Annotated in this window: 11 protein-coding genes and 1 other RNA gene; 5 read left to right on the forward strand and 7 right to left on the reverse strand. The window is 66.3% G+C overall.

What is annotated here, in order from left to right; genetic code table 11:
• Window positions 1-181: 181 nt before the first annotated feature.
• Together G6N68_RS26375 and G6N68_RS26380 are read left to right on the forward strand one after the other, a co-directional pair.
• Window positions 182-1,411 carry a Mur ligase family protein gene (locus tag G6N68_RS26375; protein ID WP_163719149.1) on the forward strand — a complete coding sequence of 410 codons (1,230 nt, stop codon included), beginning with the start codon at window positions 182-184 and terminating at the stop codon, window positions 1,409-1,411.
• Between the two features lie 4 nt (window positions 1,412-1,415).
• Window positions 1,416-2,111, forward strand: coding sequence for a type 1 glutamine amidotransferase (locus G6N68_RS26380; protein WP_163719945.1), 696 nt, complete (start codon window positions 1,416-1,418; stop codon window positions 2,109-2,111).
• A gap of 3 nt (window positions 2,112-2,114) precedes the next feature.
• On the opposite strand, the gene G6N68_RS26385 is transcribed toward G6N68_RS26380, so the two are convergent.
• The 3 genes from G6N68_RS26385 to G6N68_RS26395 all read right to left on the reverse strand — a co-directional run bounded on the left by G6N68_RS26385 (window position 2,115) and on the right by G6N68_RS26395 (window position 4,518).
• Complete coding sequence (locus tag G6N68_RS26385) at window positions 2,115-2,978, reverse strand: endonuclease domain-containing protein (RefSeq protein WP_163719150.1); 864 nt, start codon at window positions 2,976-2,978, stop codon at window positions 2,115-2,117.
• A 482-nt stretch (window positions 2,979-3,460) separates the two neighbouring features.
• Complete coding sequence (recR, locus tag G6N68_RS26390) at window positions 3,461-4,072, reverse strand: recombination mediator RecR (RefSeq protein WP_163719151.1); 612 nt, start codon at window positions 4,070-4,072, stop codon at window positions 3,461-3,463.
• A 23-nt stretch (window positions 4,073-4,095) separates the two neighbouring features.
• Window positions 4,096-4,518 (reverse strand): YbaB/EbfC family nucleoid-associated protein, encoded by a 423-nt coding sequence (locus G6N68_RS26395; RefSeq protein WP_163719152.1) that lies wholly within the window; start codon window positions 4,516-4,518, stop codon window positions 4,096-4,098.
• Window positions 4,519-4,615: 97 nt separating this feature from the next.
• On the opposite strand from G6N68_RS26395, the gene G6N68_RS26400 reads away from it, so the two are divergent.
• On the forward strand, window positions 4,616-5,377 hold the full coding sequence (locus G6N68_RS26400) for an Rv3717 family N-acetylmuramoyl-L-alanine amidase (RefSeq protein WP_205351523.1): 762 nt from the start codon (window positions 4,616-4,618) through the stop codon (window positions 5,375-5,377).
• Here G6N68_RS26400 and G6N68_RS26405 read toward each other — a convergent pair.
• Window positions 5,374-5,820, reverse strand: coding sequence for an SRPBCC family protein (locus tag G6N68_RS26405; protein ID WP_163719153.1), 447 nt, complete (start codon window positions 5,818-5,820; stop codon window positions 5,374-5,376). The genes G6N68_RS26400 and G6N68_RS26405 overlap by 4 nt on opposite strands.
• Before the next feature lie 81 nt (window positions 5,821-5,901).
• On the opposite strand from G6N68_RS26405, the gene G6N68_RS26410 reads away from it, so the two are divergent.
• Both G6N68_RS26410 and G6N68_RS26415 read left to right on the forward strand, forming a co-directional pair.
• The gene (locus tag G6N68_RS26410) at window positions 5,902-7,281 is read left to right on the forward strand and encodes an FAD-binding oxidoreductase (protein ID WP_205351524.1); all 1,380 of its coding nucleotides are present in this window, start codon (window positions 5,902-5,904) and stop codon (window positions 7,279-7,281) included.
• Window positions 7,278-8,585 carry a class I SAM-dependent methyltransferase gene (locus tag G6N68_RS26415; protein WP_205351525.1) on the forward strand — a complete coding sequence of 436 codons (1,308 nt, stop codon included), beginning with the start codon at window positions 7,278-7,280 and terminating at the stop codon, window positions 8,583-8,585. Before G6N68_RS26410 ends, G6N68_RS26415 begins: the two co-directional genes overlap by 4 nt.
• Here the strand turns inward: G6N68_RS26415 and G6N68_RS26420 are convergent.
• The 3 genes from G6N68_RS26420 to ffs all read right to left on the reverse strand — a co-directional run bounded on the left by G6N68_RS26420 (window position 8,582) and on the right by ffs (window position 11,943).
• Window positions 8,582-10,390, reverse strand: a complete 1,809-nt coding sequence (locus G6N68_RS26420) for a DNA polymerase III subunits gamma/tau (protein ID WP_163719154.1) — start codon at window positions 10,388-10,390, stop codon at window positions 8,582-8,584. The two genes, G6N68_RS26415 and G6N68_RS26420, sit on opposite strands and share 4 nt — an antisense overlap.
• Before the next feature lie 117 nt (window positions 10,391-10,507).
• Window positions 10,508-11,797: an aspartate aminotransferase type Ic gene (locus tag G6N68_RS26425; RefSeq protein WP_163719155.1), complete on the reverse strand. Its 1,290-nt coding sequence runs from the start codon at window positions 11,795-11,797 to the stop codon at window positions 10,508-10,510.
• A 49-nt stretch (window positions 11,798-11,846) separates the two neighbouring features.
• Window positions 11,847-11,943, reverse strand: an RNA gene (ffs, locus tag G6N68_RS26430) — signal recognition particle sRNA small type.
• Window positions 11,944-11,990: the final 47 nt, after the last annotated feature.

An 11,990-nucleotide genomic window follows, 5' to 3' on the forward strand; every position in this document is an offset into this window, starting at 1 on the left:
CCGGCCACAGGGCGACCCGCTGCGCCCGGCGCCGAGCGCCGCGCTTGCGATCGCACCCGGCCACAGGGCGACCCGCTGCGCCCGGCGCCGAGCGCCGCGCTTGCGATCGCACCCGGCCACAGGGCGACCCGCTGCGCCCGGCGCCGAGCGCCGCGCTTGCGATCGCCCTTAAACTGCCCGGGTGGTTACCGCCCGTGCTCGCCTAGCCCTCGCCGCCGGTTCCGGTGCGCGCTGGGCATCGCGGGTGACCGGTCGCGGAGCCGGAGCGATGATCGGCGGCCTGGTCGCAATGACCCTGGACCCCTCGGTGCTCCGTCAGCTCGGTGAGGGCCGGCGCACGGTCATCGTCACCGGTACCAACGGCAAGTCGACGACGACCCGGATGACAGCGGCCGCGCTAGGAACGCTCGGTGCCGTCGCCACCAACGCCGAGGGCGCCAACATGGACGCAGGTCTGGTCGCCGCGCTGGCTGCGAACCGCGACGCCGAGCTGGCGGCCCTGGAAGTCGACGAGATGCACGTGCCGCATGTCGCCGACGCCGTTTCCCCGGCCGTCATCGTGCTGCTGAATCTGTCCCGCGACCAGCTCGACCGTGTCGGCGAAATCAACGTGATCGAACGAACACTGCGGTCTGGCCTGGCCCGGCACCCGAAGGCGACCGTCGTTGCCAACTGTGACGATGTGCTGATGACGTCGGCGGCCTACGACAGCCCGCACGTGGTGTGGGTGGCCGCCGGCGGTTCATGGGCGAACGACTCGGTCAGCTGTCCCCGCAGCGGCGAAGTTATCGTCCGCGAGCAAGGACACTGGTACTCCACCGGTGCGGATTTCAAGCGACCCAGCCCGGACTGGTGGTTCGATGACGACACCATCTACGGGCCGGGTGGGGTCGCGCTGCCGATGAAGTTGGCGTTGCCTGGCGCAGTGAACCGCGGGAATGCAGCGCAGGCCGTGGCGGCCGCCGTGGCCTTGGGTGTGGATCCGTCGTCTGCCGTGGCTGCGGTGTCGAACGTGGACGAGGTGGCCGGTCGCTACCGGACAGTCCGACTCGGCGCCCACGAAGCGCGCATCCTGCTGGCCAAGAATCCGGCAGGTTGGCAGGAAGCGCTGTCGATGGTGGACAAGCACGCGGCGGGGGTGGTCATCGCGGTCAACGGGCAGGTGCCCGACGGCGAGGATCTGTCCTGGCTGTGGGACGTGCGCTTCGAGCACTTCGAAGAAACCGCGGTGGTCGCGGCCGGTGAACGCGGCACGGACCTCGCGGTTCGCCTGGGGTACGCGGGAGTCGAACACACCCTGGTGCACGACACCCTGGCGGCCATCGCGTCCTGCCCACCCGGCCGCGTGGAGGTCGTCGCCAACTACACGGCTTTCCTGCAGTTGCAACGAGCATTGGCGCGCCGTGGCTGACTCGGTGGTGCGGATCGGGCTCGTGCTGCCCGACGTCATGGGAACCTACGGCGACGGCGGAAACGCCGTGGTGCTGCGGCAGCGTCTGCGGCTGCGGGGCATCGCCGCCGAAATCGTCGAGGTAACGCTGAACGATCCGGTCCCCGACTCGCTCGACCTGTACACGCTGGGCGGCGCTGAGGACTACGCACAGCGGTTGGCGACCCGACACTTGCAGCGGTACCCAGGCCTGCAGCGCGCGGCCGAGCGGGGGGCACCCGTGCTGGCGATCTGTGCGGCCATCCAGGTGCTTGGGCATTGGTACGAGACGTCGTCCGGGGAACGCGTCGACGGGGTCGGCATGCTCGACGTCACGACGTCGCCGCAGAACTCCCGGACGATCGGCGAGCTGGTGGCCAAGCCCTTGTTGTCCGGGTTGAGTCAGCGCCTCACCGGGTTCGAGAATCACCGGGGCGGAACGGTGTTGGGGCCGGACGCTGCTCCGTTGAGTGCGGTCGTCAAGGGCGCCGGCAACCGGGCGGGCGACGGTATCGACGGTGCCGTTCAGGGCAGCGTCGTCGCGACCTACATGCACGGGCCGTGCCTAGCGCGCAATCCGGAGTTGGCCGACCTGCTGCTCGGCAAGGTGGTGGGTTCGCTGCCGCCGCTGGAACTGCCCGAGGTGGAGTTGTTGCGTCGGGAACGGTTCGGGGCGCGCTAAGGGTCAGGGCCGCCAGCCGCGTGACAGCAGCGCTTCCCGCACGAGGGCCACGATCTCGTCGGGCTTGTCTTCGTTGATCACCCGGATGATGATCCAGCCCAGCCTTTCCAACTTTCGTAGCCGCTTTAGGTCACCCACGTATCGGCGCCGGTCGGTGCGGTGCTGATCGCCGTCGTACTCAACGCCGATTTTGTACCGCTCCCAACCCATGTCAACGACGCCGACGGCCCACAAGTTTTCACTCACCGGAATCTGCGTCTCCGGAGTTGGGAACCCCGCGTCGATGAGCAGCAGCCTTAGCCATGTTTCCTTCGGCGACGCGGCGCCACCGTCGACCAGCGGCAATATGTTGAGCAGCCGTTGTGTACCCCGCGCGCCTGTGTAGCGCTTGGCCAGGGGCAGCACGTCTTCGATGGAGAACGACGTCGCGTACATCAGTGCGTCCAGGCGTGCCACCGCTTCCCCACGCGGCAACTGCCGCCCGAGGTCGTATGCCGTACGCGCCACGGTGGTGACCGGAAGACCGACCCTGCGGGTGATTTCGTCTTCGCAGAGCGTCGCGTCGCGGGCCGCAATTCCTTGTGGGGGACGGGTATTCGTCCAGATCAGCTCGATAGGGGTGTCGTGGTCTACCCACTGAGCGCCGTGCAACGCCGAGGCCGCAGCGCCTGCGATCACAGCTTTGCGGCCCGACCATAACCAGGCCCCGACGGTCCGGTCCCGCAGCGTCAGCGTGTGTTCCTTCGGCGTGTAGATGCCAGGAAAGAACGGCCGGTACCAACGTTGCAGCTCATACCTGGTGAGGTCGCCGTTGGTCACTGCATCCTTGCCGATGAATACCTGTTCCTTGCCGCAAACCAGCGCCATGGTTGCAGATGCTGGCACTGGGGGCCGACAAGTTTTCCGAGCCTGAAGATTTGCAGGAAAAGTTCGAGTGCAGACCTGCAGGATTACAGGCTCACGCCCGACGACCACCACACCACACGCCACAACCCCACCCACACCGCGACCCTGAAGATTCGCAGGAAAAACCCGAGTGCAGACCTGCAGGATTACAGGCTCACGCCTGACGGCCACCACACCCCACGCCACAACCCCACCCACACCGCGACCCTGAAGATTCGCAGGAAAAACCCGAGTGCAGACCTGCAGGATTACAGGCTCACGCCTGACGGCCACCACGCCCGACGCCACAACCCCACCCACACCGCGACCCTGAAGATTCGCAGGAAAAGTTCGAGTGCAGACCTGCAGGATTACAGGCTCGCGCCGAGCGCCGAGCGCCGAGCGCCGAGCGTCGAGCAGCGACCAGACCCGACTACACCAGACCCGAACCGAACGCCGCCAAATCAGACGAGCACGCGGCGGCCCGCCAACGCACGCCCGAGCGTCAGTTCGTCGGCGAATTCCAGATCGCCACCCATGGGAAGCCCAGACGCGATCCGGGTCACGGTCAACCCGGGGATGTCGCGCAGCATCCGCACCAGATAGGTCGCTGTCGCCTCACCCTCGGTATTGGGGTCGGTAGCGATGATCACCTCGGTGATGTCGACATCGTCGACGCGCTGGCCGATCCGAGTCAGCAGCTCACGGATGCGCAATTGCTCCGGCCCGATTCCAGACAACGGGTCTAGCGCCCCGCCCAACACGTGGTAGCGACCGCGGAATTCGCGGGTGCGCTCGACGGCCTGAATGTCCTTGGGTTCTTCGACGACGCACACCACCGACGCGTCTCGACGCGCGTCGGAACAAATCCTGCATCGCTCGTCGTCGGAGACGTTGCCGCACACCGCGCAAAACCGCACCCCGTCGCGAACCTTGCCGAGCACAGCCATCAGCCGGTCGATGTCCGGTGGTTCCACGGACAGAAGGTAGAACGCGATGCGCTGCGCGCTCTTGGGGCCGATGCCCGGCAGCTTGCCGAGCTCGTCGATCAGGTCCTGAACGGGTCCTTCAAACATGCTGGCGCAAGTGTTAGGGCTGGTCAGACTCCCAGGCCGGGGCCAGGACCGCCCGGCCTAGGCCCGGGCGGGACCGGCGGGGCACCTGGACCACCCGGCGGCACACCCGGTTGCCCGGGTTGCGCTCCGGGGGGCGCCGGCGGACGCATCGCCCCGGCCAACGCACCCAGACGCTCCTGCGCCATCCTGGTGACCTGCTGCGAGGCATCACGCATCGCGCCAACGATCAAGTCCTGCAACGTCTCGATGTCGCTGGGGTCAACGACCTTGGGGTCGATCGTCACCGCGACTACCTCGCCGCTGCCCTTCACCTTGACCTGGACCAGGCCACCGCCGGCCGAACCGTGCACTTCCGAGTTCGCCAACTGGTGCTGAGCTTCCAGTAGCTTTTGTTGCATCTGCTGCGCCTGTGCGAGCAGTTGCGACATATCGCCTCCGGGTTGCATGACAGTCCCCTCGCATCTTGGTCTCGAGTTGGTTTCGCCTGCGGTTGTCGGCGATTTGAAACCTCAAGCGTAGACGGCGGCGCGCTACCTTGGCGCCGTGGACCTACGAGTTGGCCTTCGTGTCGGGGTAGCAATGGCGGCCGGGGCGCTTATCGCGGCCGGGACGCCCAACATCCCAGCAGCAACCGCAGCCCCTTCCACCATCGCCGGCATGGTCGTATTCATCGACCCCGGCCACAACGGCGCCAACGACGCATCCATCAGCCGCCAGGTGCCCACCGGCCGCGGCGGCACCAAAGACTGCCAGGCCAGCGGGACGTCAACCAACAGCGGCTACCCGGAACACACCTTCACTTGGGACACCGCGTTGCGCCTGCGCGCGTCACTCAACGCGCTCGGCGTGCGGACCGCCATGTCACGCGGTAACGACAACGCGCTGGGACCCTGCGTGGACGAGCGCGCCAACATGGCCAATTCACTGCGGCCCAACGCGATCGTCAGCCTGCACGCCGACGGCGGCCCCGCGACCGGCCGGGGATTCCACGTCAACTACTCATCCCCGCCGCTCAACGCGGCGCAGTCCGGGCCGTCGGTGCAGTTCGCCCGGGTGATGCGCGATCAGTTGCAGGCATCGGGCCTCCCGCCGGCCAACTACATCGGCCAAGGCGGCCTGTACGGGCGTTCGGACCTGGCCGGGCTCAACCTGGCGCAGTATCCGTCGGTCCTGGTCGAGTTGGGGAACATGAAGAACCCGGTCGACTCGGCGTTGATGGAGTCGGCCGAGGGCCGCCAGAAGTACGCCGAAGCGCTCGTCAAGGGCGTCGCGGGTTTCCTGGCCACCCAGGCCCAGACGCGCTAGCTCGAGGAGCTTTCCAGCTCTTTCTTCAAGTTGGCCAGCACTTCGCCCTGGATCTTCTTCAGCCCCAACGGCGCGAACGTCTTCTCGAAGAATCCCTTGATGCCGCCCGCCCCGTTCCAGGACGTCTTGACGGTGACGCTGGAACCCGGTCCCGCAGGAGCGACCGTCCAGTTCGTCACCAAGGACGAGTTCGCGTCCTTCTCGATCACCGTGTGACCGGCCACGTCCACGCTGGCCTGGATGTCGCGCACCCGCGACTCGGTGGCCTGCAGTCGCCATTTCGCCACCGTGCCCTGCCCGTGACCGCCCTCGAGGACCTGGTAGTCGCTGTAGTGCGACGAAAGGATCTTGGGGCGGACGGTCTCGTAGTCGGCCACTGCTTCAAGCACGGCCGCGGGCTCAGCGTTGATCAAGATCGTGCTGGCTGCGCTCACCTGTCCCATCAGGCGCAACTCCTTCTGATCGCTCCGTGTCTGGCAGTAAAGTCCGCACTGCACGGTCGGATATCGAAGACTAGGATATCTGTGGTGGCTGTCCCTGGATCCGCACAGTCAGCTCACACTGCAGGTGTAGAGCGTTTGCGCGCAAGTTATCGATCCATCCCACCGACTGCGCCGGTACGACTCGCCAAGCCCACATCGAACTTGTTCCGCGCCCGCGCCAAAAGTGGTGCGCGCGGCCTTGATACGTCAGGGTTGACCGACGTCCTCGGCGTAGACCCCGACGCCCGCACCGCCGACGTCGCCGGCATGTGCACCTACGAGCGCCTGGTGGCCGAGACGTTGCGCTACGACCTTGCGCCACTGGTGGTTCCGCAATTGAAGACCATCACCGTCGGCGGCGCCGTCAGCGGCCTGGGCATTGAGTCGGCATCGTTTCGCAACGGCCTGCCGCATGAATCGGTGTTGGAGATGGACATCCTCACCGGCGCAGGAGAATTGCTCACCGTTTCCGCCGACGAGCACTCCGACTTGTACCGCGCGTTTCCCAATTCATATGGCACGCTTGGATATTCGACACGAGTAAAAATCTCGTTGGAGCCAATTAAGCCGTTTGTGACGCTGCGGCATGTCCGATTCCACTCGGTGGACGCACTCATCACGCAGCTGGAACGGATCGTCGACACCGGTGGATACGACGGCGTCCCGGTGGATTACCTCGACGGAGTGGTGTTCAGCGCCGACGAGAGCTACCTCTGCCTGGGCATTCGGACCATCACCCCTGGGCCGGTCAGCGACTACACCGGCAACGATGTTTACTACCAGTCGATCCGGCACGAAACCGGAATCAAGGACGACCGGTTGACGATGCACGACTACTTCTGGCGTTGGGACACCGACTGGTTCTGGTGCTCACGCGCGTTCGGCGCTCAGAACCCACGGGTGCGGCGGTGGTGGCCGCGGCGCTACCGGCGCAGCAGCTTCTACTGGAAGTTGGTAGCGCTGGATCAACGGTTCGGAATCTCCGACCGGATCGAAAAGCGCAACGGTCGTCCGCCGCGCGAGCGAGTTGTGCAAGACGTCGAGTTGCCGGTCGAACGAGTGGTCGAGTTCCTCGACTGGTTCCTCGCAACCGTGCCCATCACACCAATCTGGTTGTGCCCGTTGCGACTGCGCGATCACCAAGGCTGGCCGCTGTACCCGATCCGACCGGACCACACGTATGTCAACATCGGGTTCTGGTCGTCGGTGCCGGCGGGTGCCACCGAGGGTGAGACCAACCGCAAGATCGAGAACAAGGTGAGCGAACTCGACGGGCACAAGTCGCTGTATTCGGACTCTTACTATTCGCGCGAGGAGTTTGACGCGCTGTACGGCGGGGAGTCCTACAACACTGTGAAGAAGACCTATGACCCCGATTCCCGTCTGTTAACTCTGTACGAAAAGGCGGTGCAACGACGATGACGATCACTGCGCCCACCAACCCGTTAGGCCCCCGGCTGAGCATGGCGGAGGTCCTGAAGATCTTCACCGCCTCGGGGGAACAACCACTGAAATTCACTGCCTACGACGGCAGCGTCGCCGGCAAAGAAGACGCCCCGTTAGGACTCGAACTCAAGTCCCCGCGCGGGGCCACCTACCTGGCGACTGCCCCCGGCGAACTCGGCATCGCGCGGGCCTACGTGTCCGGCGACTTGCAGACGCACGGGGTACATCCCGGAGATCTCTACGACCTGCTGATGGCGTTGACCGACCGGGTCCAGTTCAAGAGGCCGTCGTTGCGGGTGCTGGCGAACGTGGTGCGGTCGATCGGCGTGGAGAACCTGTTGCCGGTCCCGCCGCCACCTCTGGAAACGCCGCCACGGTGGCGTCGGGTCGCCGAGGGCTTGCGGCACAGCAAAACCCGCGACGCCGAAGTTATCCACCACCACTACGACGTCTCCAACAACTTCTACGCGTGGGTCCTCGGCCCGTCGATGACCTACACCTGCGCGGTCTACCCGACCCCCGATGCGACGCTGGAAGAAGCCCAAGAAAACAAGTACCGGCTGGTCTTCGAGAAACTGCGGCTACAGCCGGGCGACCGATTGCTCGACGTCGGATGCGGCTGGGGCGGCATGGTGCGCTACGCCGCCCGACGTGGTGTGCGCGCCATCGGCGCCACCTTGTCGGCCGAGCAGGCCAAGTGGGCTCAGCAGGCGATCGAAGACGAAGGGCTCGCGGACCTGGCCGAGGTGCGGCACTGTGACTACCGCGACGTGCCCGAGACGAACTTCGACGCGGTTTCCTCGATCGGGCTCACCGAACACATCGGCGTCAAGAACTACCCGCGCTATTTCGCGTTCCTCAAGTCCAAATTGCGCACCGGGGGACTGCTGCTCAACCACTGCATCACCCGGCATAACAACACATCGACGCCGTTCGGGGGTGGTTTCACCGACCGCTATGTCTTTCCCGACGGGGAGCTGACCGGCTCGGGTCGCATCATCACCGAGATCCAAGAAGTCGGCTTCGAGGTGTTGCACGAGGAGAACCTCCGGCACCACTACGCGATGACACTGCGCGACTGGGGCCGCAATCTCGTGGAGCACTGGGAGGAAGCGGTCGTCGAGGTGGGGTTACCGGTGGCCAAGGTGTGGGGCTTGTACATGGCGGCCTCGCGAGTAGCTTTCGAACGCAACAACATTCAGCTGCATCACGTGCTGGCCGCCAACGTCGACACCTGGGGTGAGGACGCGTTGCCGCTGCGGCCCTGGTGGACGCCCTAGCCCTCTATGCGACGAGCGCCCAGTTCGTTCTGCAGTAATTCCAGGGCGACCTCTTCGGGGTCGCGGCGCGGCGCCGACGGGTCTATGCGTCCCGCTTCGGCCAGCATGCTTTCTTCCTCGTCGCGCTGAGCCGCATCCACTTCCGGGGCGGGCCTGTCGACCTTGGGAGGAGGTGAGTTGCCGACGGTCTCGCCGGTGCCGGTTTCGCACCGAACCCGCCAGTTGACGCCGAGCGCGTCCTTGAGCGCCTCGGCGATGACGTCGGCGTTGCGCTGTTCGCAGAGTCGCTTGGCCAGCGGCGCCGACTCGTGGGCCAGCACCAAGGTGTTGCCTTCGAGGGCCCGGACGGTGGCGCCGGCCAGCATCACCTCGGTGGTGCGGCTGCGCTGGCGGACCTTTTCGCGCACGGTTGGCCACATCGTCCGCACCGCGGCCGCGCTGAGTTCGCCCGGCGCGGCGGCTGGTTCTGGTGGCGGTGGCGGCGCCGGTGCCGGTGGTGGCGCCGGTGTGGGCGCGGCGGGGGGCTCCCGGCGAGCTACAGGTGGCGGCGTGCTTTCGCGTGCCGGTGCGCGGCGCGGCGCCGGTGGCGGTTCGGCCACCGCGCTCGCAGCTGCGGCCGGAGCCGCGTTCGGAGCTGCAGCGGGAATCGACATTTCCAGCCGCTTCTCGATCCGCTCGACACGTTGCAGCAACGCGGATTCGGCGTCGCTGGCCGATGGCAACAGCAGCCGCGCACACACCACTTCCAGCAGCAACCGGGGGGCGGTCGCGCCGCGCATCTCCCCCAGGCCGGCCTGGACCACCTCCGCGTATCGCGTCAGAGTCGCCGGCCCGATGCGCGCCGCCTGCTCACGCATCTTGTCCAGCACGTCCTCCGGCGCGTCGACCACGCCGCGGGATGCCGCGTCGGGAACCGCTTGCAACAGGATGAGGTCGCGGAAACGCTCCAACAGGTCGGTAGCGAAGCGACGAGGGTCGTGCCCGGCGTCGATCACCGACTCGACCGCTCCGAACAACGCCGCCGCATCCCCCGCGCCGAGCGCATCGACCGCGTCGTCGATCAGCGCGACGTCGGTGGCTCCGAGCAGACCCAACGCCCGCTGGTAGGTGACGTGCGAACCCTCAGCGCCGGCCACCAACTGGTCCAGCACCGAGAGGGTGTCGCGGGGCGACCCGCCACCGGCCCTGATGACCAGCGGGAACACCGCATCGTCGACGACGACGCCCTCCTGCTCGCAGATGCGACCGATCAGGGTCCGCATGGTGCGCGGCGCCAACAGCCGGAACGGGTAGTGGTGCGTGCGCGACCGAATGGTCGGCAGCACCTTCTCGGGCTCGGTGGTGGCGAAGATGAAGATCAGGTGCTCCGGGGGTTCCTCCACGATCTTCAACAGCGCGTTGAACCCGGCGGTGGTCACCATGTGCGCCTCGTCGACGATGAACACCCGGTACCTCGACTGCGCGGGCGCGTAGAACGCGCGGTCACGCAGCTCGCGGGTGTCGTCCACACCGCCGTGGCTGGCGGCGTCGAGCTCGACCACGTCGATGCTGCCGGGCGCATTCGGCGCCAGCGCCACGCAGGAGTCGCAGACGCCGCACGGCGTGGCGGTGGGCCCCTGCGCACAGTTCAGCGATCGCGCCAGAATCCGCGCTGACGACGTCTTGCCGCAGCCGCGCGGCCCGGAGAACAAGTACGCGTGGTTGATCCGGCCGGCTTCCAGGGCGATGGACAGCGGTTCGGTGACGTGCTCCTGCCCCACCACCTCGGCGAAGGTCGCCGGTCGATACTTGCGGTACAGAGCCACGTCAGCAGGCTACCGACGAGGGGTGACGCCTACCCCGCTGGCGTTGAGTCTGCGCTGAGGGCGCACCACACTCGCCCTTGTCCGCCACCAGCGCAGAGTCAATTCCGAGGATTGCCCTCAACGCGCGCTCGGTGACAGCTCGAGCACCGACTCGGTGGCCGCCAGCAGCGCGCACGTCGCCAATCCGTCGACGGCGTCGCTCAGGTCCGGCAAGGACGGGAATGTCGGCGCGATCCGGATGTTCTTGTCGTCGGGGTCCTTGCGGTACGGGAACGATGCGCCCGCCTCGGTGACCGCGATACCGGCGTCCTTGGCAAGCGCGACGGTGCGGCGCGCCGTGCCCGGCAACACGTCGAGGCTGATGAAGTAGCCACCCTTGGGTTCGGTCCACGACGCGATCTTGGAGTCACTCAGCCGCCTGTCCAGGATTTCGAGCGTCAACGCGAACTTGGGCGCCAGGATCTGCTGGTGGCGCTGCATGTGCAGCCGCACGCCGTCGGCGTCGCCGAAGAAGCGCAGGTGACGAAGCTGATTGACCTTGTCCGGGCCGATGGACTTCTTTCCGGCGTGCTGCAGATACCACGCGATGTTCCCCAGCGACCCCCCGAAGAAGCTCACTCCGGCACCGGCGAAGGTGATCTTCGACGTGGACGCGAAGACGTAGGGCCGGTTGGGGTTGTTCGCCTTGGCGGCCAGGCCCAGGACGTCGACCTGGCGGATGAAGTCGTGGGTGAGCGTGTGCACCGCATACGCGTTGTCCCAGAACAGACGGAAGTCGGGCGCCGCTGTGCGCATCTGCACGAGCCGACGGACGGTTTCCCAGGAATAGGTGATCCCGGTGGGGTTGCCGAACACGGGTACGTTCCACATCCCCTTGACCGCCGGGTCGACGGCGACCAGCTCTTCGATCAGGTCCACGTCCGGGCCGTCCTGCAGCATGGGGACCGGGATCATCTCGATGCCCATCGATTCGGTGATGGCGAAGTGGCGGTCGTATCCGGGCACCGGGCACAGGAATTTGACGGTGGGTTCGTCCTTCCAGGGCCGCGGTGAATCCACGCCGCCATAGATCATCGAGAAGGCCACCAGATCGTGCATCAACTCCAGGCTGGAGTTGTTTCCCGCGATCAGGTTCGGCACCGGGATGCCGAGCAGCTCCCCGAAGATGGCGCGCAGTGCCGGCAGGCCGTGCAGGCCGCCGTAGTTGCGGGTGTCGACGCCTTCTGGGTCGCGATAGTCGTCGCCGGGCAGGCTCAACAGCTGGTTGGACAGGTCAAGTTGTTCCGCAGCGGGTTTGCCGCGGGTGAGATCCAGGGACAGCTTTTTTGCCTGCAGGTCCGCATAATCCTGCTGATGACGGGCATGCAGCTTGGTCAGCTCTTCAGGACTCAGGGAATCGAACGCCACCACACGGCCTTTCGGTCCGACGCTTTGAATACTGGCTCTGCGGTCCCCGACTAAGGGGACCCCGCGCACCCGACAGAGCCCATTGACCCTTGCTGCCTTCCGGCCCTGGGGGAGTTCACAGGATAAACGCCGCGCGGGGTCCAACGAGAGTGTAATACCCGGGTTGGAAGCGTCGGCGGGCAAGTAGCCGCTA

The organism is Mycobacterium bourgelatii (assembly GCF_010723575.1).
GTDB classification, from domain to species: domain Bacteria; phylum Actinomycetota; class Actinomycetes; order Mycobacteriales; family Mycobacteriaceae; genus Mycobacterium; species Mycobacterium bourgelatii.